Below are 24,580 nucleotides of genomic sequence, written 5' to 3'. Positions count from 1 at the left end.
TTTTTTATACGTTTGCTGCTTTTTTTTTAATCCGATTCAAAAATTTTGACAAAAAACAGGATGTGATTTTTTTGTCCAATATTCCGGATGCCGCGTACAGCATAGGCTGCGAAGATTCTAAGACGAATTTTGAAAAGCTGGCATTGTTTGTGCAAAAATAGGCATATCCTTCTTTTTTTAGAAAGCGCCTCTCAAGTGGTCTGAGAGGTGCTTTTTTGTTTTGTAGTTTCAATATACTATACAGCGGCTACACGTACTCACGCTATGTAAGAAAGGAGAGATTTTCATGAGTATCACTCACGATGTACCGTGTCCCAATTGTTCTGCACCGGTAACAATGTACCGGAATCCGGCTCCGACCGTTGATATTGTGATCTATGACCCTGTGAAAGGAGTTGTACTTATTGAGCGTGCGAATGAACCGCACGGTTGGGCATTGCCCGGCGGGTTTATTGATTATGGTGAAACTTGTGAGGCTGCTGCAATTCGTGAGGCGAAAGAAGAAACAAATTTGGATGTTGTTCTAACGGGAATCATTGGTGTGTACTCTGACCCTACTCGTGACCCGAGACATCACACCATGAGCGTAGCATATAGTGCTGTGGCAAAAGATGTATCATTGTTAACTGCTGGTGATGACGCACAAAACGCTCGCTTCTTTTCGCTGGAATCCTTGCCGCATATAGTGTTTGACCATAATCTTATTGTTGCAGATTTTGCAAACCCGCTCAAACGATTGAATAAGTAATGCGTCGAATCCGATAAATCATGTCCTGAAAAAAACTGCTGCGCTATCGTCTTTTGAGGTCGACATTTGAATGAATGTCGGCCTTTCAATACGAAAGCTAACGAGGAGTTTTAGTGTGGGGGCAGACGTCGTATTTATCGCATCTGAGATTTTTCCGTTCTCTAAAACGGGTGGTCTTGGAGATGTTTTGGGTGCATTGCCTTTGGCTTTACATAATAAGGGAATCAAAACAGCGGTTATTACTCCTTTTTACGGAAGGATAGGTACTGCTGAGTACGATATTCGTTTAGCATGGTCTGATATTCCAGTCGGTTACCCTTGGGAACCTATTACTGCTGATGTCTATCAGGCAGATTACAAAGGAATGCCTGTGTATTTTATTCACCGCAGTGAATATTTCGACAGGCGTTTTTATTATTGTGACCATCGAGGCGACTTTTTTGATAATGCAGAGCGGTTTATCTTTTTTAACAGGGCTGCGCAGTCATTAATGGAACGGTTTTCTTCCGCTCCACAAATTATTCATGCGCACGACTGGCAGGCGGCGCTTTCGCCTGCCTATCTTTACTTCAATCGTATGAGTAATCCTTTCTGGGAAGAGACCCGTTCTGTTTTTACCATCCACAATCTCGCATTTCAGGGGCGTTTTGCTTCTCGTCTTTTTGAAAATTGCGGACTCCCTCCTTCTGCATGGTCGATGAACGGTGTAGAATTTTATGGTGATTTTAATTTTATGAAAGCGGGCATTTCCTATGCCGATAAAATTACCACCGTTTCTCCTAACTATTCTAAAGAAATTTTAACACGCCAGTTCGGTTGTGATCTTCATAACGTCCTTATGGGGCGTAAGGAACGGCTGCATGGTATTTTGAATGGTGCGGATTACGAAATATGGAATCCGGAACATAATAAATATTTGCCCAAAACATACACGACGAACAATGTTCGGGGTAAACGAACATGTAAGAGTTGCCTTATTGATGAACTTGGGTTGGACGCTTCGCTAAAAAAGCGGCCGATGCTGGGATTTATAGGTCGTTTGCGTGAACAAAAAGGCGTTAACATGCTTGTGGATATCATTCCAAAGCTTATGGAGAAAGATGTCAGCCTTGTTGTGCTGGGTGAAGGTAATCTGGAGCGCGAAGCGCAACTCTTGAATTACATGGAAACATATCCGGACAAGATGTGTACTATTGTTGATTACACAGAAGAGCTGGCGCACAAAATTCAAGCCGCTTCAGATATTTTCCTGATGCCTTCAACATATGAACCATGCGGGCTTACTCAGTTGTATGCCTTGCGTTTTGGAACCGTGCCGGTTGCCAGTGCTGTGGGAGGGTTGCATGATACAATCATGTCGTGGCCTCATCCGCATGCAACAGGCTTTACCTTTGAAAATATTAACAGTGGTGCTTTTATTGATTCCATAACAGACGCAATTGATGTGTGGGAGAATAACCCCCGCGAATTCCGCAGAATTATTGGTCGGGCAATGGCGAAAGATTTTTCATGGGACAGTGCGGCAGATGAGTACGTAAAACTGTATTCCGAACTTGGCTTGCGAAGATAACCGTTCAGGACATTGGAGAAGAACATGAGGGGTACACAGAAAAGCGTTCCTGCATTTGTTGAGCCGTTCGATTTATACTTGTTCGGTGAAGGAACTCATTGGGATTTATACAGGTTTCTTGGTGCTCATCCTGTCGAAATGGACGGAGTGAAAGGATATCGCTTTGCTGTTTGGGCTCCTAATGCGCAAGAAGTACACGTGGCAGGGGATTTTAATGATTGGCACTTTAGAGAATTACCGTTGTACCCTGTCGGCGTTTCCGGTGTGTGGGCAGCCTTTATTTCCGGAGTGGAAAAGGGGCAATTGTATAAGTTTAGCATTGTCGGAAAAGACGGACGGGACACCTACAAAGTTGATCCTTTAGCATTCCATTGTGAGCTTCGTCCGGGAGTTGCGTCATGTACATGGGATCTGGACAACTATACTTGGACAGATGACGCATGGATGCAGGCTCGAAGAGAACAGGGGCCTCCACTCGATAAACCCATTTCAATTTACGAAGTCCATCTAGGTTCTTGGTGCCGCGATCATGATCCGGAGGGGAACGGATTCTTGCGGTACGGAAAGATAGCCGAACTGCTGATTAATTATGTGACCGATATGGGATTCACGCATGTAGAGCTGCTTCCGGTTGCAGAACATCCGCTTGATGAGTCGTGGGGGTATCAGACCAGTAATTACTTTGCGCCGACGTCCCGCTTTGGAACTCCTGAGGAGTTTAAAGGATTTGTAGATGCCTTACATAATGCGGGGATCGGTGTTTTTCTGGATTGGGTGCCCGCGCATTTTCCTAAAGATGATTGGTGCCTTGGAAGGTTTGACGGAAGCGCACTTTATGAACATTTAGACCCGCAACTTGGTGAACATCCGGATTGGGGCACATATATATTTAATTATGGTCGTCACGAAGTTCGTAATTTTCTTTTCGCAAATGCTCTTTATTGGTTGCGTGAATTTCATATAGATGGACTGCGTATAGATGCTGTCGCTTCCATGCTGTATCTTGATTACTCCCGATGTGAAGGACAGTGGTGTCCAAATCAGTATGGCGGTCGAGAAAATCTTGAAGCAATTGACTTTCTGCGTGAGTTAAATCGGGTGGCGCACGATCAGTTTCCGGGTGTTGCCATGATAGCAGAAGAGTCTACATCGTGGCCGGGAGTATCTCGTCCGCTCTATACGGGCGGGCTTGGGTTTACTTTTAAATGGAATATGGGCTGGATGAATGACAGCCTGAAATATTTTTCGACCGACCCTGTTTATCGAAGCTATAGCCATAACAGCCTTACCTTCAGCATGCTGTACGCGTTCAGCGAAAATTTTGTTCTTCCTTTGTCGCATGATGAGGTTGTTCACGGCAAGGGAACTATCCTTAGCAAAATGAGTGGTGATGTGTGGCAGAAGCAGGCAAATTTAAGGCTTCTTTATGCATACATGTGGGCACACCCCGGTAAAAAAATGTTGTTTATGGGGAGTGAGTTCGGACAGTGGAATGAATGGAATCCCCGTGAAGAGCTGGATTGGTGCCTTCTTCAGTTCCCTGCCCATGATGGAATTAGGGCGCTTGTTCGCGATTTGAATCGTGTTCTTGTTTCTGAAGAGGCAATGCATAAAGATGATTTTAGTTGGAAGGGATTTAGGTGGGTGGATTTCTCTGACTATGGCGCTTCCGTCATAAGTTTTGTCCGAACAGGGGGCGACGGAGCACCGTTGTTCTGGATATTCAATTTTACTCCTGTAGTACGGCATCATTATCGTGTTGCGTGTCCAAAGGGCGGAGTCTGGAAAGAAATTTTGAATAGCGACAGTATGTATTATGGCGGCTCAAATGTCGGAAATGTCGCTCAGATTGAGACTTGTCCTGATGATTTTGGAGGACAGGGGTATCTCGAACTGACATTGCCCCCGCTGGGTGCCCTTTGTTTAAAATATCAGGGTACTTGATGTTGCCTGTCATCCAGAGTGAAGAGTTAAGAGAAGTGGGGTTTTAATAAGAGATTGCATCCCGCTTCAGCTCTGATGAAATAATGTAAGGATTTCGAAAACAGATAGTGGTGTCAGGATGATGCTCAAGGCAAAGTCCTTGCACCATTTTTTTTGTAGAAGTACAGATTGGTAATAATGCAGGGCAGTATTCTGTCTATGAAATAGGTACTGATAAAAAGATAGGTGAGAAAGAATGGAACCGAAGATTATTGTTCACGGTGGTGCTTGGACAATTCCGGATGATCGCAAGCAGGCTCACCTTGACGGGTGCCGTCATGCTGTTGAAGCTGCGTATCCTTTACTGCTTGATGGAGCAAGTGCGCTCGACGCTGTACAAGCTGCAATCAATGTGTTGGAAAAAGATGATACTTTCGATGCAGGGCGCGGAGCAGTGTTAAATGCAGATGGCCAGATAGAGCTGGATGCATCTATTATGGATGGACGTGATTTGAATTTTGGAGCTGTTGCCGGAGTGCGACGGTTTATGACTCCTGTAGATATAGCGCGTAAGGTTCTGGAAACAGAATTTTGTTTTTTAATCGGAGATGGAGCAGAGCGTTTTGCGCGTGAACAGGGATTATTGGAGTGCGATCCTCGAGATCTGTTTGTAGAACGAGAGCTTCAGCTTTATGAAAAACTTCGCAGTCAGGACGGATACTCAACTCACGAAGCCTTTGCTCCAGTCCCTCAGGGAACAGTCGGAGCGGTTGCGATAGATAAAGACGGTAACATAGCGGCATCGACCTCCACAGGGGGAACACCGTATAAATTACCGGGAAGAGTTGGCGACTCACCTATTTGCGGAGCCGGAGTGTATGCAGATAATGAATTAGGCGGAGCCTCATGTACCGGATTCGGTGAGGGAGTAATAAGAACCCTCATGTGTTCAAAGGCTTGTGAATATTTGAAGCAACACCCTGCGGATGGTGCGGCAAAGGAAGCTATTTCGATGCTGTATCGGAGAGTTGCAGGACATGCCGGAGTTATTCTGCTTGATAAAGACGGCAATTATGGAATTTACCATAATACAGATCACATGGCGCATGCGTATGTGTTGCCGGATGGCACTATTCACACCACTGTCCATATGAATGAATAGATTTATATAATAAAAAAAGCGGATGCTCATATGAGCATCCGCTTTTTTAGGAAAAGTGCGTGGAACTTACACGCCCATAGTTTCACGGATTGCTTCAATGCCGTGTTCTTCAACGTAACGTGCTACACGCTGTTTTTTCTTAGCAGTTTCGTTGTAATGGGTGAGGAAGCGATCGAGAAGATCAAGTGCTTCTTCTTCAGTAAGGTTCTCTGCAAGGGTATCCGCGATACGTGGACGGGAACCGGAGTTACCACCGATAACCATGGTCCAGCCTTTTTTACCGCCGATAAAGCCGATGTCACGAATGTGGCTTTCGGAGCAGCCGATCGGGCAACCGCAAACGCCGACTTTGATTTTTGCAGCAGTTTTGAGTGTACCGATTTTTTCGGTAAGGGTCTGTCCGAGACCTAAGGAATCGCACTGACCCATTTTACACCAGTCTGTACCAGGGCAAGCCTGAATGTAGTGACCACCGATACGGAATGGTACTTCTTCAGAAGCGTTAGCCATGTCTTCTTCATTAAGACCGATAAGAGCGATACGTTGACCGGAAGTAATTTTAAGAAGTGGTACTTCGTATTTGTCAGCCACGTCTGCAAGCTGGCGAAGTTCGTCAGCAGTAATAACACCGGATGGTGGGGTAAGACGAATCTGGTATGTTTCTTTGTCGCGCTGGATAAGAGCGCTAGCAGGTAATGTTGCCATGTTTGACTCCAATATATGATGGTACATAACTGTACGTTTGCTCAGAAGCAATGAAGTCAGATAGCAAAACACATTTACCTTGTGCAAGAAGGAATTAGATAATGAATTTTGTCACGAACTAAGTGTAGTAAAAACAAAAGGTTGTGCTTTTTGTCATTTGTTATTTTGAATTAGATTTTAGTACGGAAAAGAGTTTTTGTACGTATTTTCCTGAAAGAACTTCCGGGATTGTAAACATAAGTGTTGTATGATCCGGCAGTGTTCCTGTGAGGTTGAGGTATACCTGTGAAGAGAGGTGTTCAAGTGGTGTATGCAGAATATCTTTCCAAATGCGCGTGCTTAATTCAGGTGAAATTCCTGAGAGTCGGCATCGCAATGGACGGTAATCGTACAGTAAACATGCCCCGTCTTTCAGCAGAGGGCACGCAATGTCGGTTGCATACAAACAGAATGTGCCCGACAACCCTTGCGCATTCCCTTTCTCAAGGCGCACAGCCTCAGCGGCGCGTTCAATAATGTCTGTACGTGCGGCACTTGGAATGGATGTATTGAGATGCGTTGCAAGGGCAAGCGACTCAATAAGAGTCAAAGGAACGCAAGTATGACAGCAGGCGTTATCTTCCATTCCGCAAAAAGAGTCTGCGTGATGCATTGCAAGCTGGTCATCAATTGTTCCTCTGAGATGATCGTAGTCTGCAAGGAATGGGGTAAGCGCCTCAGCTGCTCCCTCGCCAAATTCCAATGTAGGATTTTTAATGGTTAACGGTGGATGCTGTGCACCGTATTTCCGTACAGTGCGCCATTGCGTAAAATTGGTCGGCTCAGCCCGAAGCTTGTGCAGAACCTTTGCAGCGCGCTTGTGTCCTAACCCTCGTCGCAATAAGTATGCATTAAGAACGGTTCCCGTTCTCCCAATGCCGTGCCTGCAATGGATGTATACGTATTTCCCCAAGAACAGCTGTTCATCCAGCCAGTCCAACGCCGCATCAAGCTGCTCCAATTCCGGTGCCTCTTCATCCTCGATTGGCATGAAGTACACTTCAAAACCGGCTTGTTCTTCCAGCGAAGGGAGTTCTTTCATTTCAGCGCAGAGGTTAAGAATGCAGGAAATTTTCTGCTCTTTTATTGCCGCAAAGTGTCTTTGCGTACTGGGTGCAGGGCCGAGCGCAAGGTGCGAGGAAACCCAGTGCACCGGAAACACAGAATGTTCCGAGGTACCGGCAGGGGCAGTATACGTAACAGCCTGCCACATGCATGAGGCAATGTGTGAAGCGCTGGAGCGTATACGGGTGAGCAAAGGACGCGGATCAATCAATAGGTCAGGCTCCCGAGATCCTGTATGAATTCTTTTTCAAGGGCATCAATATCACTTGGGTCTTCAAGGCGCATATCAAGCATACGTGTCTTGGCCAGAAGTAAACCGAGCAGAGCAAGACGCTGCTGGATAATGTGCTCTTCTTCCATTCCGTGACGTGCATTCAACATGTCGCCTTTACGTTCAATGGCGAAGTTGTTTTTCGAAAGAATACGCTCAATAAAGTCGAGACGCAGCGTGCGCTGGTGCGATTTACCACCACCGCCCATGAAACGGAAGCGGATATAATTCTGCCTGTCTTTATCTCCGCACATGCAGTCAACAACGGAGAAATGGTAGCCGAAACGGAGCATTGCATGCATGTATTTATCAGAAATAATCGCGTAACTTGCGAGCAACGGTGAATCTTTGGAAATGATTCCGGCACTGACTTTGTCAAAATGCTCCCAGTCAAAATGCGGAAGAGCATCGTGCCATGTGACCAGTTCAGAAGAAAGCCCGAACCAGAATGCCCACATTGGCACTGAGGCGATGTCACTTTGTTCTACTTCTTTTTTTCCGGCAGCAGAGTGGAATAACCCGTTATCAAGGTTCAGCACGTACATACTGAGTGGCAGATGCGTCTGTAATTTGCGGGAGCCGGATAATCCTCGATTGGATTGATCCACCAGTGAGAACATTTCTTCCACGCCTTTTTCGTGCACGAAACGGACAAGGTCATGTAATGACTTGCAGTATTCCGGAGCAAAGGATTCTGAAGAAGGGTCAAGAAGAGTCAGACGAGCAATACGCGGAAGTACTTTTCCCAGTCGGGGAATAACACCTTGCTGCGCTTCATTATTTTCAAAATGGCAGTCAGGAAGAAGCCCGTCAAAGACTGAGCCGTTGGTTCCATCGACCGTCACCAGCTGATCATTTATATATCGTGAACATGCATCAGTAACACCGCTCAACACAGGAACATTGAATTCTCTGGCAACAGAGGCAAAGTGGCTGGCAGCGCTGCCGCGTTCAGCAATGACACCGTTAAGGCGGTGAATCACACGGGTAAGCACAGGGCCCAGTCCTCGAGTGACTAGGATTGTTCCGTGGGGCAGTTCGGTAATATCCTGACAGTTTGCCACGACGCGAACTTTACCGCTGGCAATGCCCATGGAGGCACATTCTTGACCTGTTTCAAGTGCCTTGAGCTCATGTGGTGAACATTCTGCCTGCTGAGCTCTTCTGCTTTGTGGGATAGGGCGACTCTGAACAATAAAAATTCTGCTGCGGTGGTCAACGACCCATTCAATATCTTGCGGCTCGCCGAATAGCGCTTCAAGCTGTTGCGCTTGAGCAGCTATGCGTTTCAGCGTCGGTACGGGGACAATTGATTTCGCCGGCTTTTCAAGAATCTGTGGTTTGAGTGCCTTGTTCACATACGTAGTCTGCGCCGTGACAGAACCGGAAACAAGCTTTTCTCCAATGCCGGATGTGGCATAAATCGCAACGGCAGGCTCTTCAATCGCAGCGGCCTGATCAGGTGACACTGTGGAGTACGCAACACCCGCGCAGACTGCATCAACCATTGGCATAAGCAACACTGCCATCGGAGTTTCAGTATCGGCAAGTCCGTTCATGATTCTGTAAGCTAAGGCGCGGGGAGTATATTTGGAGGCAACAACTTCTTTCCATGCCTGAACAATATTGGCTGGTGTAACATCCAGAACGGAAGTGTATTGCCCTGCAAAAGACGCGACACCGTCTTCAGCAACAGCACTTGAACGTACGGCAAGTTTGATACCGTTCTTTCCAAGCTCCATTGCTGCAATTTCCATTTCATTTGCAATGGGATCTGGCATCTCAGCCTGAAGAATCAGCTCCTGCATTTCATGCGCAAGCTCATCCAGTGCAGCAGCATCTGTGAGGGACACAGAACTAAGACGTTTGTCTAGTTCTTCCCGCAGGTCATTTACTTCAATAAAATAGTGGTAGGCATGTGCAGAAATTACACGTGCCGGAAGCAGGTTAATTCCTTTTTCGCTGCATATTTTAGCCAAATTAGCTGCCTTTCCGCCAGCAGCGTGCGGCATCTCGTTTGCTTCTTCCAGAGTGAAAATAAAAGGCGGTTCAATGTGTGGATCTTCGACACTGACTCCCATTCGAACATAGAAATTCAACTTGGTCGCATAGTCCTGTAAGTCCATATATTTTACAGGGCTCATCAGCTGTAATTGTTCGATAAGTCCACGAATGTCACGCCCGAGGTCTTCCGTCAGTCGTACTACACGTGTCCAGTCAGCCTGTTCTCTTCCGTAGTGAATTTCTTCAAGGTCGGCGATGTGTTCAAGGCATCGTTCATCCAGACGAAGGAGTTCTTTGAAGGCATTGTATTTTGTGCGCAAAAGAGTACCCGGAGCGAATGCCCGGAATGTCCAGTGCTTAAACAGCTCTGTAATAAACATAGTCCCTCTGAACTCAGTGAGTTAGATAACAGATCAATTAAAAGAGAAGATAACACACGTGACTGCGTGTTTGAAATACGATTCAGAGAACGGGCAAAGAAGACACCGGCAGTGTCATGCTGACAAGGTAACGTAAAGGCAGTTTTGCCCGTTCTACAGAAGGTGCCCGCACAAAACTATACTGCGGCGGAAAGCACTTCCTGTACTTTGTTTTCCAGTTCTTCTTTATCAATCGGTTTAACGCAATATTCGTTTGCACCAAGTTTAAGGGACTCCCGGGCTGTCTCTAGCGTCGGATAGCCGGTGAGCATAATGACCTGAGTATCAGCGGAGCGTTTTTTTAATTCAGCCAACACTTCCACACCGGTCATCTTGCGGAGTTTGATATCAAGAATTGCAAGATCAGGGGTTTCTTTCTGGGCAAAGGTCAGGGCTTCTTCTTCGTCTGTAAATACCAGTACGGAATGTCCTTTGCGCTCTAAAATGCGTTTAATAAGAACACCTGCGTCAATAACATCGTCGAGCACCATGATTGTTGCCATAGCTATATCCTTGTTGCAGTAAGGTAAGCGTATAAACAGGCAGTATCTACCTGCTGAAAACTGAAAAGAGCCGTTGAGCTGCCTGAGGTAAGACTACAAGGCAGATTGCTATCTCTTCAGCATTAGTTATTCGTATCCAATTTCGTCTAACGGAAGAACAACCTGAAAGGATGTTCCCGGTCCCCAGTTTTCAGTGCGGGTGGCACCATCTTCAAGCAGACTCTTCGGAGCAGGACTGATAGCGGAAATCTGCCCGCCATGATCCTGAATAATACCGAATGAAACAGATAATCCCAGTCCAGTTCCTTTTCCGACAGGTTTTGTACTGAAGAACGGGTCAAAAATGGAATCAATGTCATTAGTGGCAATGCCGGTTCCGGAGTCTGTAAACCATGCAGAAATGGTTCCTTTGTTAATATCCAGTTTTGTATGGATGTTGATAACACCATTGTGACCTATGGCCTCAATAGCATTAGACATAAGGTTCATCCAGACCTGTTTTAGCTGCTCAGGATTTCCGTAAATAATAGGGAGCCTGTCATCAAGGTTTGGAATAATTTCTACGTTATCAAGCTTGAAGGCGTGACGCACCAACTGAACAACTTCCATAATGGAGTTGTTGAAGCACATCTCTTTTTTCTGACTTTTGGTCTGGTGTGAAAAATCAAGCAGGTCAGCAACAATTTTGCGGCAGAATTTGGCTTGTTTTTCAACAACAACAAGATCTTTATGAACCTGCTCCTCTTTATCAAAATCTTCCTGAAGAAGCTGTGAGTAGCCAAGGATAATGCCGAGCGGAGTGTTGATTTCATGCGCAACACCACCTGCCAGTTTACCGATGGACTCAAGTTTTTGTGAGTGGATGAGCTGATTCTGGTAATCTTTTACATTGGTTATGTCGCGCGCAGTACCTAGTACGCCGATAGACTGCTTATGTTCATCATGTACAGGAACTTTAAGGACGTTAAACCATTTGCGTGAGCCGTCTTCAAGCACGATACGGACTTCACGGTTAACCGGAGTGCCGGAAGAGATAATTTGCTTTGTTTCCTGAAGAGTGTCTGCCGTATTGAGCAGAGAAGGAATTTCGTATTCCTTTTTCCCTACAATTTCTTCTTTTGTCTTTTTAACAAAGGAAGCAAATGCCTGATTGACGGAAACATATGTTCCTTCCTTGTCGATAAGTGACAATTGATCAGGGCTGGATTCAAAAATAGTACGGAGGATCTCCTGCTGCTGGGTGAGATCATTTTTTGCTTCTTCAAGCTCTGCAATATGCCCGCGGAGCGAAAGAGACATAACATCGAACGTTTCAGCAAGTTCATGAATCTCGTCGCCTGAGTTTCGTGCAAAAACAGGGCATTCTTCGCAGTTATCAAGATCACGTGCGGATTTATTACTACAATAGTTTGTGCACAGCGTTTCGCCAAATTGCCAACAACGCCTGTCAGTATTTCCGTAGGCAGGGCATTCCGTCTGTTCACACTTGTAGACCTCCCAGCAGTTTCTATTAAGGCCGGAAGTCTGGTTAAGCTTGAGTTCTCCTCGGACAATGCTTTCGGCATATTTACCGAGCATGCCGAGACGGTGGGTAATTTTGTGTGCAAATTGTGTCGATATGGCAACGCTGATAAGCAGTGTGATACCTGTAACAATGGAAATTGTTAGTATCAGCCCGTTCACGACGCTTTGCACCTGACTGCGGGATAACCCGAGGCGTGCCTGCCCGATAACGTGCCCACCTGCTTTGACCGGTACAGCAAAGTCATAAAATTTATCAGATCCGGTATCGACAAGCTTAATAGATGGTTGATCGGTCGTTGTGATGCCGTTGGCATATTTCAAATCAACAGGAAAGCCGTTTGTAAAAGTATGTGCCAGTATCTGGTTGTTACTGTTGATAAGAAAAGCATACGCAACATCTTTATCTACTGTACGTAGTTCATCTACCATTTCCTTCATCTGTAACAGATCTCCGGAAAGCATAGAGCTGGTAGTGCGCAGGGCAATGTTGTCCGCCAGTACCTGACCTCGCCGTTTGGTTTCGTGTACCAGAGAGTTGGCAGCAATATGCGTAACCAGAACGGCAAGAATAAGAGAAAGGGAAATGATGATTAAACTCATTCCCGCGTTAAGTTTTGTACGAAAACGCATTGTGCTTATTCTATTCAGCATTTGTCACCTGCTGTACTGGTAGTGAAGGTACTTTCGGAAGTGATGATGTAACTCTATCAGCTTCTATTTTATGAATAAGAGTGCGAACGGCGTCATAGTCGGTATCAGTCGCAGGAATGATACCGCTTGTACGCGCATTGGATAAAATAGCTGCCTGTGAAGAGTCTTTCATGGAAAGTTTAAACATGGCATCAGCAATTTTGGAAACAATCTCTTTATTCATGCCTTTTCTGGCAGAATATACCCACCCCGGATACTCCGGAGTTACTGCCAGCACACGGATGTGCTGTAAGTTTATTTTATCTTTAACGGTATCAAGTGCGCCTTCGCGAACAGAAGCAACATCGTACTTTCCGGCGTAGACAGCGAGCGCGGCTTTTTCCTGCTTACCACCTGGACCCGGAGCAAAAGCAATTTCTCTGAAATTGTGCGCATGAATGCCGTGATCTAAAAAATATCCTAACGCATACAGGTAGCCACCTGCAGAGTAGGGATCAACTGCGATCCAGCGTTTGCCTATAACGTCTTCCAGCTTTTGAATCGCCTTGTTCTGAGCATGCACAATAATTTGTCCGCGAAATGCAGGGCGACCATCCGGCTCTTTTATACGGGCGAACGCTGTAGAACCGAGTTGAGCCAGCTTTACGTAGACAACAGGGTTGGAGAAAGAAATATCGATTTCTCCGCGTTCAACCATGCGGATGTGTTCTTCAAATGTGTCTGGAAAAACTTGGCGCATTGGAAGACCAGTTTCTTTAGCAAGGTACTGGATAAGCGGGTTATGACGGGCATACGAAATTTCGTGGGAATACTGCGGGAGATAGGCATAGGTTATCGCAGGTTCCGGCACGGGAACTTTGATGGATTCCCGCTTGCTGAAATCTACTTTAACAACGGGAACTTCTTCTCCGCATCCCTGTAATAAAAGAGGGAAGCACAGAAGAAGAACTAGGAAAAAGGCACGGAACGTATGGTGTTTCAAGTAACAACCTCATAAGAGGATAGCTGTGTTCAGTTTTTTTAAATAAAAGCTGCGTGCTATCCAGCGGTAACTGTGTCTTCTTTTGCCTTCTGCAAGGCAGGTGCTTCCTGTGCAGAAGTATTGAGTTCTTCCCATGATTTGATCTGGTCGATCAGTTCAGCATCTTCTTCACGCATAGCTTCAATTTTACGAAGATACGGTATGTACTTACGTGTTTTATAGAGTGCATAGCGCAACAAAATATAACAGGTTAACAGCACAAAAGCATACCCTAAAGACAGCGTGGTAGAAGAAATAAAGTCTGTACTCAGGGTAGTAAGACTAAATTTATCAAAGTCAATTGAAAGCATAGGAATGCTAATAATGTCAACACCTGTGAAGCGTGTCTGCATCCAGCCGAGTGCGAAAGGAACAGGCCACAGAGAAACTGCAAAAAACGCAGCCTGCGCAAAGAACACTTTTCCGAAGTATTCGTTTGCCCACGTGTTTGCAGCTTTAAAGTTTGTTTTGTCTTTTTGTTTGATGGCCTCAATAGAGAGGTTGTGCATGTGCACCATCTTGGCATTCAGCTTAGCGTAATATGCTCTGTTTACATGGTAAATGAAGATGGAAGAAATTTCTCCTGCAAAAACGCACCAAAGACTGAGCACAAGTGTGCCCGCCCAGACCGCGATAGCCGGTTCGCTTATCCAGCGGTAGGGAGCAATAAAAAAAGGGTCAAGTGCTAAGAAAAAACTCTGCATATCCATGCGTCACCTCATAAAAAAATATAGGTACAGGGGCGAGACAGGCATAGTCTCGCCCCTGAAAGATGCTGTGTGTGGCTAGAATGGAGGGAGAAGACTCATTCCAAGGAAGCCTTTGGATGCGTATCTGATACCTACGTAGAAGGCGAGGAAGATGAAGAGGCGTTTGAGCCATACTTCAGGGATGTACTTGGAGGTGCGTGGGCCGATAAAGGAACCTACGAGTACACCAAGAAGTTCAACACCGATAAGAGGCCAGAATACAGGGGTATCTTTTACAACCATGTATGTGAAGATAGAGGTTGTCATACCTACGAGTACAGCAAGCGCAGACGTGCCGGCAACGAGGTACATAGGCAGTCCTGCAACACTTGTGAGGAACGGAACCAGAAGGAAGCCGCCACCTACACCGAGGAAGGAAGCAAGGCCGGCAATAACAAAGCCGCCGCAAACTGGAACGAGTGGGTTAAAGGAGAACTCAACACCGTAGAAAGTGAATACGCATTTGGTAAGAGAGAAAGAAACTACTTTTACGCCAAGTGCGGATGTGTCTACGGAAGAGCCGGAGCGTTCTTCTTTAATGGTAGCTTCAAAAGCACGAGCTGCTTCTTTTGCTTTCTTTTTGTTAGCCTGACCACGTGGTGTGGTTTCGTAAAGCAGGTAACAGCCTAAGAAGAGTACAAACAGACCGAAGTAGCCGATGTACGCTTTAAGGGAAATCTGCCCTGCGGTAAGCCAAGGGATAAGGTATGAACCAAGAATGGAGCCGGTTGCGAGGGAAAGACCCAGTGGCAGCACAAGACGACCCATCTTGTAGTAGTTGAAAGAAGACATACCGGCAGAAGTACCAACAAGCCACTGGTTGGAAACACGGATGGAGTCTGTAACCAGTTTGTTGAGTACAGGGGACTGTTTTTTAAAGCTGGAAGCGTAGTTGCCGAAACCGAAAATGGTGATGTGACCTACACCAGCCATGATACCGCCGAATGCACCTACGGTTGAGAAAATCCAACCGACCCAGATTGCCCATAAGAAACCGATAACGAGGTTTACAGACGGTGCACCCGGAATACCTAAGAAGCCGGTAGCTGCTGAAGGATCAATTTGGCCAGCGCCAGTACCTTTAGGGGTAGCGTTAATTGCGTCAGCAAGACGGTCAGCCAGAGCGGGCTGAGAAAACATAAGCAGAATAGCTGCGGCGAGCAGGCTGAGACCTACCCAGTTACGTTTGTTGGAAAACACGTGTACCTCCTCACGTAAATTGCGTTCCATTATGAGGGCGGCATGTGCGCACCGCCCTCTATATTTATGACAATGTCTATTTGGATTTTTTAAAGATAATGAGTGGACAGTTCTTACATACGTCCTGACCAGGGAAGCCGTCGCCCGGTTTTGTAATAGAAGAGCTGCCAAGATTTTCCATACGTTCGAGAAGACGTTCGTATGTAGCGATCATTTTTTCACCCGGAATCATTACGTTGATTTCACCGCGTTCTGTTTTACCGGCATTGTAACTACCGGAACATGCAGGAACCATATTGAACTCATTTGCGATGTGAGAATATACAGTACCGCCGCAAGCAGAAGAGTTCATGGTGATTGCAGGGCGCAATGGGTGAGTGTCTGTGCCTGCCATGTAGTCAACAGCAAGGTGATAAGCCTGCATGTTATCTACATAGAAGTGAACTACGTCTGGAGTTTCAGTGGCGTTGGCAAGCGGCATAACTGCCATACCTACCATGCCTTCAGGCATCTGGGATTTCGTTTCGATAAAACGCTTCGCCTGTTCAGGGTTGCGTGTGTATTTTGCGTGGCTTTTGATTTCTGCTTCATCAAGGCCTTTCCAGCCAAAGCTGTAGTGAGCATTGGAGCAAGAGAGCATTTCTTTAGTGCCGTATACGTTCTGACCTTTCATACGTGCAGCAATTTCCCACTGACAGTAAGTCATAGGCTTAAGCGGAACATGTACTTCGTTTTCTTCAAGGTACTTGTCTGCTTCTGCCTGATCGTAGAAAAATTTGATAGCGATCGGGTAGTGGTAGAGGCGCATTTCGCGCATCAGGGTTGCTTGCATTTCTTTAAAATCTACGGACATGATTCTTCTCCCGTTTGTTTCTTGTGAAGATTCAGTCATTCCACCAGGTTTGGTGGTTGAGCTCGTTGTTATCTGAGGGTGGAATTACCAATGGGGGCATCAGCCAGCAATAAAAACTGCAATAAAGAATTAAGTCACATTAATTCACAAGCAAAGTAGTAAAAATGAGCTTCTTACCATCAAATTTTGTGATTTAATTCACATGATAAAATATAAAGTCCAGTAAAACAGATAGTTATATATTGAAATTAATATATGAACATTTATTTATAGAATAAGGTGAGCTTATGCTGAAGAATTGTTATGAAAAGAAGGTGAGTGCACTGGGAAAATGTACTGGTTAGTCATGGGCTACAATCTTTTTGCTTGTAGTACCCGTAATAAGCATATGAAAAATGCAGCCAAGGTAAACTTAGCTGCATTTACATTACTTCTCGGAAGAACCGTTAATTTCTTGGATACGACTGTCTGATTCATCCATCTCAACTTCTACAGTGTGAGGTGTTTTTTCTCCAAAATATTTCATACCGGCAGCTACCAAACGCGGGAAGATTTGACGCAGATCGCTGTTCGAGCCTGATGACCACACTGTCGTTGTCCAGATTTGCTTATTTGTGTGAGCCTTAAAGTACGTCTTAAAGTCAACTGCTTCGAGAATGAAAGATTTCGTGTAGGTAGTATAGTGGGCGACGTTTGTTTCGTACCCATCCAGTTGCTTAATGGGGTAAGGTGTGGCTTTTTCACCATGTAGATCGTAATAATAAACAGTTTTATAAACAGGAGTGGAGTAGGTGTACTCCTCCTCTTTAGGCTCGCTGATGTAGTATCGAAGAAGTATTGCGATATCTGCTTCTGAGTCTTCTGTTACCCGTGTAAATCCTTTCAAGGCAAGGGCGTTGTGTATATAACTCGCATACTCTTGAAATTGTAGATCATCAATGTTGATATTTTTATCACCGGAAAGCAGGACATAATGTTTTTTAGTTGCTGCATCGGGTGTGCAAAGGGAGTCCACATTGACATAAAATTTTGAGCCGCACCCTTGGAGTAAGAGAAAACAGAAAATAATGAGAAGTCGTTTGTAGAGCATAGTGCAGCCATCCTCGGATAGTTAATTTCGACTCAGAGTGTATCTCTTTAAGCAGAATAGTTTTTTGAAAACGGGAATGGACAGTATTTTGAGAATATACAGAAGGTCAAGCTTTTCTGATGCTTATAGTTTTTTTGAAGTGAAAAGGGCTCCACGCAGGCGATTATTGTTTGCTAGTAGGCTATTTATGACGTGCGCACGATCGGGAGTTAGTAACGGTTGAGAGTCTATGAAGTGGAGTTTTCATGACCTGATTGCGAGCAGGAGAGTGGGCAAGGCCGGCAGGCATTAGGGATGAGCATGTTGAGAACTCTCTTTAGACTTCGTTTAAAGTTAGCAGAAAGGTTTTTTTTGCTCTGTGAACATGCTAAGTTACTGGTAAGAATTTGTGTGATACAGTCTTTGGTATTCCTACATGATCTTCACGTAGTGCGTGACGAGAGATCGAAGTTGCCAGTTAAAAAATTTATAACGTCTCGTTTACTTGGCGGGTAGCATGCGTCAGATAGCTTGCAGGGAGAACTATATAACTTCTTGTGGTACGAGATTGTTATGATTTGAATACATGTGGTGAGAGGGCTGCTGAGGCGTTAGAACGTAGAAGTTGCTCGTGTTTTTTTGTTTCTAATAAACAAAAAAAGCCCTGCAAAAACAGAGCTGTATGATCATGGCGGAAGCGTATAGGAGTCGAACCTACCTAGGACATCACTGCCCTACACCGGTTTTGAAGACCGGACGCCACACCGGTGACGAAACGCTTCCATTTGCTGATTGTCTTTTAACACTGGGCGTTCTAGCAGGAAAGCCTTTTAGGCGCAAGATTAAGATGCATTTAGTACAAAGTTCAATGTAAATTTTGAAAAAGAGCGTTTCAACCATTGTCAAATCGCGTTCGAGTAATTAGAAATATAAATTCGAGTAAGAAAATACATTTGAGCAAGTAAATTAAATCCGATTCTAACTTCGGAGGGTAAAATACCTTGAACCAGTTTTCCCGGAACTTGATTCTCTGGGCTGTCATCTCCCTACTCATGGTTGTATTGTTTAACATGTTCAGCCAGCCTCAAAACTCGCAGACAAAAGTCAGCTATACTAAGTTTTTGGAGCTGGTAGACAAAGGCGATATCGCTGAAGTTTCTATTCAGGGACAAAAGCTTCTTGCCAAGGAACATGGCGGCACTGTTGTTAATACCTATGCACCTGACGATCCCAAACTTGTAGATCGTCTTGTTGGTAAAGGTATTGTTGTTAATGCCGAGCCAAAAGAAGATTCTCCGTGGTACATGACCTTGCTCGTATCATGGTTTCCTATGTTACTCCTTATTGGTGTGTGGATTTTCTTCATGCGCCAGATGCAAGGTGGCGGTGGAAAGGCCATGTCATTTGGTCGATCCCGCGCAAGACTTATCTCACAGGAACAGACAAAGGTTACCTTTGCAGATGTTGCTGGTGTAGATGAAGCAAAAGAAGAACTGAGTGAAGTTGTTGACTTCCTCTCCAATCCTAAGCGTTTCACACGCCTCGGTGGTCGTATTCCTAAAGGTGTGCTCCTTGTGGGCCCTCCGGGTACCGGTAAAACCTTGCTTGCCCGTGCTGTTGCCGGTGAAGCAGGTGTTCCGTTCTTCTCTATTTCCGGTTCTGACTTCGTAGAAATGTTTGTCGGTGTTGGTGCATCCCGTGTTCGTGACCTGTTTGTTCAGGGTAAGAAGAATGCTCCATGTCTGATTTTTATTGATGAAATTGATGCAGTTGGTCGACAGCGTGGTGCTGGTCTTGGTGGCGGTCATGATGAACGCGAACAGACTTTGAACCAGTTGCTGGTTGAGATGGATGGCTTTGAGTCTAATGAGGGTGTAATCCTTATTGCCGCTACAAACCGTCCTGATGTTCTTGACCCTGCTTTACTCCGTCCTGGTCGATTCGACCGTCAGGTAACCGTACCTGTACCGGACGTAAAAGGTCGTAAGCGTATTCTGGAAGTGCACGCACGCCGTTCTCCGCTTGCTTCCGATGTGAATATGGAAACCATTGCGAAAGGTACTCCGGGCTTCTCTGGTGCTGATCTTGAAAACCTTGTTAACGAAGCTGCTCTTCAGGCTGCTAAAGAAAACAAGGATCAGATTAACATGTTCGATTTTGAACAGGCTAAAGATAAGCTTATTATGGGTAAAGAACGTCGCAGCATGGTTATGAGCGAGGAAGAGAAAAAGATTACAGCATACCATGAAGGCGGTCACGCCCTGTGTGCAAAGCTTCTTCCTAAAGCTGACCCTGTTCACAAAGTATCCATTATTCCTCGTGGTCGCGCTCTCGGTGTTACCATGCAGCTTCCGGGTGAAGATCGTTACGGTTACTCCCGTAGCTTCCTTGAAACCAACCTTGTGGTGCTTCTTGGTGGCCGTGTGGCTGAAGAAATTATCTTTGACGATATTACTACCGGTGCAGGCAACGACATTGAACGTGCTACAAAAATGGCACGTAAGATGGTCTGTGAATGGGGTATGTCTGAAGCCATTGGTCCTTTGAACATTGGCGAGCAGGGTGAAGAAGTATTTATTGGTCGCGAATGGGCACAGTCCCGTAACTTCAGTGATGAGACTGCACGTCTTGTTGACGCAGAAGTTAAGCGCATTGTTGATACTGCCAGAAGTACTGCCCGTCAGTTGCTTGAAGATAATATTGAAATTCTTCACAGAATTGCAGATTCCCTTCTTGATAGAGAGACCATCAGCGGTGCTGATATTGATCTTCTTATTGACGGAAAAGAACTTCCTCCGCAGGAAGACACAAACGGTAAAGATTCTGCACCAGCAGAAAAGCCTGAAGAAGCTCCGGATGCCTTTGCAAAGGCAGCGGCAGCTTACAGAGAGCAGCAACCAGAAGGTGCTGAAGAGTCCGGTGACTTCATTTTGGGAACTGAAGAACAGGAGCCGAAAGATGCAGCTCCGGTTCAGGAACCAGATGATAAGAAGGCCCCGGAACAGACAGCAGAATCTCCAGAAGAGAAAAAATAATAATGAATACCCCGTTTTCTTGGGAAGTACGAGGGGGCAGGTCCATAGGCCCTGCCCCTTTTTGTATTTTCGGCATTGTAAATGTTACACCGGACTCTTTTCATGACGGTGGTGAGTATAATTCAGCTGCGGCGGGTATCGAGCATGCTCGTAAGCAGGCCGCAGAAGGTGCTCATGTTCTTGACATAGGAGGAGAATCTTCTCGTCCGTTTGCAGATCCGGTTTCTTTAGAAGAAGAAATAGAACGTGTCTTGCCAATCGTTTCCGGTGTGCTTGGAGATTGTTCAGATGAGACTCTCCCGTGGGCTGTTTCAGTAGATACCTATAAAGCTGGAACAGCAGCCGCAGTGCTTGAAGCAGGAGCACATATCATCAATGATATTTCGGCGTTTGAATTTGAGCCGGAATTAAAAGATGTGCTCGGGCAGTATAAACCCGGTTATGTTCTCATGCACAGTCAGGGAAAACCTGATAATATGCAGGTAGCACCAACCTATGAAAATGTGATTGATGATATTTTGGCGTTCTTTGACAAAAAGTTGAAGGCGTTAACGGATGCCGGCCTGCCGGAGTCCAGAATTATGATTGATCCGGGAATTGGTTTTGGTAAAACTGTAGAGCATAATCTGATAATTTTACAAAATATTGATCGCTTTCAGCGCTTAGGCTTTCCTGTAATGGCAGGGATTTCAAACAAGTCTATGTTTGAAAAAGTTTGTGGTGCTCCAGGTGGAGAGCGTGAAAATTGTACGCAGGCGACAACTGCTATCCTTGCATATCGCGGGGTAGAGGTGCACAGGGTGCACAACGTTGCAAAAACGCGTGAAACTTTGTTGTTGGCTGATGCCTTGCGCAGCTAGAGGTGGTGTAGAGCTTGTTTTCAATAGATACATTTGGATATTTAAGCATGACGTGGCGTGATGCTATTGATATCGTTCTGGTCACTCTTTTGTTCTATCAGGTGATGATAGTAATTAAGGGGACTAGAGCTGTATCTGCTATCTATGGTCTGTTGTTACTTATAGCTGTATTTGCGTTTTCCGAATATTTCGGCTTCTACACATTGCATTGGATTTTACAACAGTTCTTAGGATCGTTCTTCCTCGTTGTAGTGATTCTTTTTCAGGATGATATAAGGCGCGGACTTTCTAATATGGGGGCACGAAGTTTTTTCAAAAAGAAAGAAGTCGAAGACTCCTTTCTGGATGAGATTATTGGTGCTGTCATGAACATGTCTAAGCGTAGAGTGGGAGCTCTTATTGTTCTGGAGAATCAGGTACAGCTTGGTGATGTTGCCCAGCGTGGTGTTGCTATTGATTCACAGGTGTCTAAAGAGCTGCTTGTAACAATTTTTCAGGTAAAAGCCCCCTTACATGACGGGGCTGTGATTATTCGAGACGGTCGGGTCGCTGCAGCCGGATGTATTCTTCCTTTAGCGGTGGGTGAACAGGACAGACCTGAGTACGGTACGCGTCATAGAGCTGGACTCGGGATTACAGAAGGTACCGATGCGATAGCTATTGTTGTCTCTGAAGAGCGAGGCGATGTAACTGTGGCGGTTAACGGAAGGTTGACCAGTAATCTTGATAAAACACGTTTGAAACGTGTGTTGCGAAATCTTTTGGAGCGGTAGTTCATGAGTGTAAGTTGGCGTCATTTTCTTTTGGCTTTTGTAATGGCTTCCTGTCTGTGGGTGGTCATCTCAGGTCGTGAGAAAGTGGAAATATGGGAAAAGGTGTCTGTAGAGCTGAAAGGGATGCCTGAAAACCTAACGCTGCTGAGCGGACTACCGCCTGAAATAGAGATTCGTGTTCGTGGCCCTAAGGGGCTTGTTCGTACTATTACAGATCGTAAATTGACATATGTTCTTGATCTGTCAAAGGTTAGTCCCGGATTAAATGTTCTGCCGGTTCAAGCTGGCGGTATCCGGCTTGGTAAAGCCTTTGATTTGGTTGAGGTTCGGCCTTCACGATTGACTCTTGAGGTAGACAAGCTTGTTGAAAAAGAATTGCCTGTAGTGCCCCGTTGGTCTGGGGAGCTTCCGACAGATTTGTTTGTTGAATCTGCATCTGTTACCCCTCAATTTGTCACAGTAAGGGGGCCTAAGTCAGAGCTTGCAGCGTTAAGTGATGTTGAAGCTGTAACGCCTGCTCCTGATGTGAGTCAGCCGGGGAGTGTTACATTAGACGGCACCGTTGCCTTATCGTTAAGAGCCAAAGCAACTCCTGCTGTGGTTCAGGTTACCTATATGTTAGGGCTTCTTTCTCAAGAAAGGACAATTGTTCGGGATGTAGTTGTTCTTCCAAGAAAAGGCTTGTCGATTGCGTTAAACCGACCCGCCGTGAAGTTGACTATTTCTGTGCCTGAGTCTTTAAAAGACAACAGCGCACTTATTGATACCGTAAGAGTTATTTTGGATTTGCCACGGGATATAACCCCGGGTGAATACCAACTTCCTTACCGCCTGGAATTGCCGGATAAAATTACAGTTGTGAAAGCAGAGCCAGAAATTTTAACTGTGACTGTAACCGCAAAATAGGCTGTCTGTTTTTTTCCACTCTTTCCTTTCGTTGAAAATAATGCACATCTACGTTACGTAAATGTATTCAAGCTGTTGCAGTTTGCGCGCATGGTACTTGTGTTTAAATACGCTACCAGCAAGTGGAGACTGCTTCTGATCACTATACGATAAAATAAGTAAAAACGGGAGCTTCCATGGGAAGACGTTTGTTTGGGACGGATGGTATGCGAGGTACTGTCAATCAGTACCCAATGGTTCCTGAAGTAGCCATGCGTTTGGGACTTGCAGCAGGAACAACCTTTCGCACCGAAACTGGACGAAATAGAGTTGTAATCGGAAAGGATACTCGCCTTTCCGGATATGTATTTGAGAATGCTTTGACTGCCGGTTTTTGCGCGGCAGGTATGGATGTATATTTAGTCGGGCCGATGGCAACTCCTGCTATTGCGTTTTTGACTCGTAATATGCGTGCTACCATGGGGGTTGTGATTTCCGCTTCACACAATCCATACCATGACAACGGAATTAAGTTTTTTGATTCAAGAGGGTATAAACTTGATGACCTCGTTGAAGAGTCGATTACAGAAATGGTTCTTAATCCTGAGCATGAATGGGATTATCCGACTCCAGATAAAGTAGGTAGAGCAAAGCGTATTGATGATGCCGTTGGGCGCTATATTGTATATTTAAAAAACTGCTTCCCAACCAACCTGAGCTTAGAAGGCATGCGGATAGTTCTCGATTGCTCCAATGGTGCAAACTATAAAGTTGCTCCATTGGTTTTAGAAGAGCTTGGCGCAGAAGTGGTATCCATTGGTGTAAACCCTAATGGGGTGAATATTAACAAAGGGTGCGGCTCTCTTTATCCAGAAGTAATGGCGCAGAAGGTTCGGGAAGGGCATGCAGATATCGGCCTTGCTCTAGATGGTGACGCAGATAGACTTATCGTGTGTGATGAACACGGGACAGTACTTGACGGCGATCAAATTATGGCTATCTGCGCAAAAGATATGATGGGATCCGGAACACTTGTAGACGATACTCTTGTCGCGACTGTTATGAGCAACATGGCGTTGGAAGTGTTTATGCGTGAACAGGGTGGTAAGCTTTTGCGGACTCCTGTCGGTGATCGTCATGTTGTTGAAGCGATGCGCAGAACCCGTGCAACTATGGGCGGCGAGCAATCTGGTCATCTTGTGTTTACCAACCATGGAACTACAGGGGATGGTCTCCTTGCCGGACTGCAATTACTTCGTATTATGCGTGAACAAGATAAGCCTTTGTCCAGTCTGGCCGGCTTGTTGAAGCTGTATCCTCAAGAATTGATTAACGTGAAAGTCCAGCGCAAAGTTCCTTTTGAGGAGTGTCCCGCACTTCTAGCCGATATAAAAGATGCAGAGCAGGAGTTGGGTGATAAAGGCCGTGTGCTTTTACGATACTCTGGTACAGAATCTCTTTGTCGAGTTATGGTAGAAGGCGAAGATGAAGGACTGGTTAAAAGGCTTGCAGCTGACCTTGCTGCATCTGCTCAGAAAAATTTAGTGTAAT

19 protein-coding genes and 1 tRNA gene are annotated in these 24,580 nt (G+C 45.5%); 9 read left to right on the top strand and 11 right to left on the bottom strand.

Annotation, left to right across the window (positions count from 1 at the left end):
- Nucleotides 1-286: 286 nt before the first annotated feature.
- From QZY95_RS03655 to QZY95_RS03640, 4 genes are all read left to right on the top strand, one after another.
- On the top strand, nt 287-748 hold the full coding sequence (locus QZY95_RS03655) for an NUDIX hydrolase (RefSeq protein ID WP_290919458.1): 462 nt from the start codon (nt 287-289) through the stop codon (nt 746-748).
- A 115-nt stretch (nt 749-863) separates the two neighbouring features.
- Nucleotides 864-2,318, top strand: a complete 1,455-nt coding sequence (gene glgA / locus QZY95_RS03650; protein ID WP_290919455.1) for a glycogen synthase GlgA — start codon at nt 864-866, stop codon at nt 2,316-2,318.
- 24 nt (nt 2,319-2,342) lie between these two features.
- Nucleotides 2,343-4,262, top strand: a complete 1,920-nt coding sequence (gene glgB / locus QZY95_RS03645; protein WP_290919452.1) for a 1,4-alpha-glucan branching protein GlgB — start codon at nt 2,343-2,345, stop codon at nt 4,260-4,262.
- A 235-nt stretch (nt 4,263-4,497) separates the two neighbouring features.
- Complete coding sequence (locus QZY95_RS03640) at nt 4,498-5,403, top strand: isoaspartyl peptidase/L-asparaginase family protein (protein WP_290919450.1); 906 nt, start codon at nt 4,498-4,500, stop codon at nt 5,401-5,403.
- Between the two features lie 66 nt (nt 5,404-5,469).
- Here the strand turns inward: QZY95_RS03640 and QZY95_RS03635 are convergent, their stop codons facing one another.
- From QZY95_RS03635 to QZY95_RS03585, 11 genes are all read right to left on the bottom strand, one after another.
- A complete protein-coding gene (locus tag QZY95_RS03635; RefSeq protein WP_290919448.1) occupies nt 5,470-6,108 on the bottom strand; it encodes an NAD(P)/FAD-dependent oxidoreductase in 639 nt (212 codons plus the stop codon).
- Between the two features lie 160 nt (nt 6,109-6,268).
- The gene (locus tag QZY95_RS03630; RefSeq protein WP_290919446.1) at nt 6,269-7,423 is read right to left on the bottom strand and encodes a dual specificity protein phosphatase family protein; all 1,155 of its coding nucleotides are present in this window, start codon (nt 7,421-7,423) and stop codon (nt 6,269-6,271) included.
- Complete coding sequence (locus QZY95_RS03625) at nt 7,420-9,867, bottom strand: PEP/pyruvate-binding domain-containing protein (RefSeq protein ID WP_290919444.1); 2,448 nt, start codon at nt 9,865-9,867, stop codon at nt 7,420-7,422. The genes QZY95_RS03630 and QZY95_RS03625 overlap by 4 nt, the downstream gene beginning before the upstream one ends.
- A gap of 176 nt (nt 9,868-10,043) precedes the next feature.
- Nucleotides 10,044-10,409 carry a response regulator gene (locus tag QZY95_RS03620; protein ID WP_290919442.1) on the bottom strand — a complete coding sequence of 122 codons (366 nt, stop codon included), beginning with the start codon at nt 10,407-10,409 and terminating at the stop codon, nt 10,044-10,046.
- A gap of 126 nt (nt 10,410-10,535) precedes the next feature.
- A complete protein-coding gene (locus QZY95_RS03615; protein ID WP_290919440.1) occupies nt 10,536-12,584 on the bottom strand; it encodes a PAS domain S-box protein in 2,049 nt (682 codons plus the stop codon).
- Nucleotides 12,574-13,566 (bottom strand): phosphate/phosphite/phosphonate ABC transporter substrate-binding protein, encoded by a 993-nt coding sequence (locus QZY95_RS03610; protein WP_290919437.1) that lies wholly within the window; start codon nt 13,564-13,566, stop codon nt 12,574-12,576. Before QZY95_RS03610 ends, QZY95_RS03615 begins: the two co-directional genes overlap by 11 nt.
- Before the next feature lie 56 nt (nt 13,567-13,622).
- Nucleotides 13,623-14,309: a hypothetical protein gene (locus QZY95_RS03605; RefSeq protein WP_290919435.1), complete on the bottom strand. Its 687-nt coding sequence runs from the start codon at nt 14,307-14,309 to the stop codon at nt 13,623-13,625.
- An 81-nt stretch (nt 14,310-14,390) separates the two neighbouring features.
- The gene (locus QZY95_RS03600) at nt 14,391-15,554 is read right to left on the bottom strand and encodes a sulfite exporter TauE/SafE family protein (protein WP_290919433.1); all 1,164 of its coding nucleotides are present in this window, start codon (nt 15,552-15,554) and stop codon (nt 14,391-14,393) included.
- A gap of 76 nt (nt 15,555-15,630) precedes the next feature.
- On the bottom strand, nt 15,631-16,407 hold the full coding sequence (locus QZY95_RS03595; protein WP_290919431.1) for a DUF169 domain-containing protein: 777 nt from the start codon (nt 16,405-16,407) through the stop codon (nt 15,631-15,633).
- Nucleotides 16,408-16,834: 427 nt separating this feature from the next.
- Entirely contained in the window at nt 16,835-17,497 is a 663-nt protein-coding gene (locus tag QZY95_RS03590; protein WP_290919429.1) for a DUF4136 domain-containing protein, read from the bottom strand.
- Nucleotides 17,498-18,165: 668 nt separating this feature from the next.
- Nucleotides 18,166-18,259: transfer RNA gene (locus QZY95_RS03585), tRNA-Sec, on the bottom strand.
- A 218-nt stretch (nt 18,260-18,477) separates the two neighbouring features.
- On the opposite strand from QZY95_RS03585, the gene ftsH reads away from it, so the two are divergent.
- The 5 genes from ftsH (at nt 18,478) to glmM (ending at nt 24,579) form a co-directional block, all read left to right on the top strand.
- Nucleotides 18,478-20,511: an ATP-dependent zinc metalloprotease FtsH gene (gene ftsH / locus QZY95_RS03580; protein ID WP_290919426.1), complete on the top strand. Its 2,034-nt coding sequence runs from the start codon at nt 18,478-18,480 to the stop codon at nt 20,509-20,511.
- A gap of 2 nt (nt 20,512-20,513) precedes the next feature.
- The gene (gene folP, locus QZY95_RS03575; protein ID WP_290919424.1) at nt 20,514-21,371 is read left to right on the top strand and encodes a dihydropteroate synthase; all 858 of its coding nucleotides are present in this window, start codon (nt 20,514-20,516) and stop codon (nt 21,369-21,371) included.
- A gap of 47 nt (nt 21,372-21,418) precedes the next feature.
- Entirely contained in the window at nt 21,419-22,144 is a 726-nt protein-coding gene (cdaA, locus tag QZY95_RS03570) for a diadenylate cyclase CdaA (protein WP_290919422.1), read from the top strand.
- Nucleotides 22,145-22,147: 3 nt separating this feature from the next.
- Entirely contained in the window at nt 22,148-23,050 is a 903-nt protein-coding gene (locus tag QZY95_RS03565) for a CdaR family protein (protein ID WP_290919420.1), read from the top strand.
- Between the two features lie 176 nt (nt 23,051-23,226).
- The gene (gene glmM, locus QZY95_RS03560; RefSeq protein WP_290919418.1) at nt 23,227-24,579 is read left to right on the top strand and encodes a phosphoglucosamine mutase; all 1,353 of its coding nucleotides are present in this window, start codon (nt 23,227-23,229) and stop codon (nt 24,577-24,579) included.
- Nucleotide 24,580 lies beyond the last annotated feature (1 nt).

Source organism: Halodesulfovibrio sp. (genome assembly GCF_015482765.1).
GTDB lineage: Bacteria > Desulfobacterota > Desulfovibrionia > Desulfovibrionales > Desulfovibrionaceae > Halodesulfovibrio.
Note: the sequence above shows the minus strand (reverse complement) of the source record. Positions and strands in the feature narration are given on the sequence as shown.

Excerpts from the sequence above, each read along its gene's own strand:
- QZY95_RS03625 (WP_290919444.1), bottom strand. The coding sequence starts at position 9,867 with ATGTTTATTACAGAGCTGTTTAAGCACTGGACATTCCGGGCATTCGCT.
- glmM (WP_290919418.1), top strand. The coding sequence starts at position 23,227 with ATGGGAAGACGTTTGTTTGGGACGGATGGTATGCGAGGTACTGTCAAT.
- QZY95_RS03615 (WP_290919440.1), bottom strand. The coding sequence starts at position 12,584 with ATGCTGAATAGAATAAGCACAATGCGTTTTCGTACAAAACTTAACGCG.
- QZY95_RS03605 (WP_290919435.1), bottom strand. The coding sequence starts at position 14,309 with ATGCAGAGTTTTTTCTTAGCACTTGACCCTTTTTTTATTGCTCCCTAC.
- QZY95_RS03635 (WP_290919448.1), bottom strand. The coding sequence starts at position 6,108 with ATGGCAACATTACCTGCTAGCGCTCTTATCCAGCGCGACAAAGAAACA.
- glgB (WP_290919452.1), top strand. The coding sequence starts at position 2,343 with ATGAGGGGTACACAGAAAAGCGTTCCTGCATTTGTTGAGCCGTTCGAT.
- QZY95_RS03590 (WP_290919429.1), bottom strand. The coding sequence starts at position 17,497 with ATGCTCTACAAACGACTTCTCATTATTTTCTGTTTTCTCTTACTCCAA.
- QZY95_RS03620 (WP_290919442.1), bottom strand. The coding sequence starts at position 10,409 with ATGGCAACAATCATGGTGCTCGACGATGTTATTGACGCAGGTGTTCTT.
- QZY95_RS03640 (WP_290919450.1), top strand. The coding sequence starts at position 4,498 with ATGGAACCGAAGATTATTGTTCACGGTGGTGCTTGGACAATTCCGGAT.
- QZY95_RS03655 (WP_290919458.1), top strand. The coding sequence starts at position 287 with ATGAGTATCACTCACGATGTACCGTGTCCCAATTGTTCTGCACCGGTA.
- QZY95_RS03595 (WP_290919431.1), bottom strand. The coding sequence starts at position 16,407 with ATGTCCGTAGATTTTAAAGAAATGCAAGCAACCCTGATGCGCGAAATG.
- cdaA (WP_290919422.1), top strand. The coding sequence starts at position 21,419 with ATGACGTGGCGTGATGCTATTGATATCGTTCTGGTCACTCTTTTGTTC.
- QZY95_RS03565 (WP_290919420.1), top strand. The coding sequence starts at position 22,148 with ATGAGTGTAAGTTGGCGTCATTTTCTTTTGGCTTTTGTAATGGCTTCC.
- folP (WP_290919424.1), top strand. The coding sequence starts at position 20,514 with ATGAATACCCCGTTTTCTTGGGAAGTACGAGGGGGCAGGTCCATAGGC.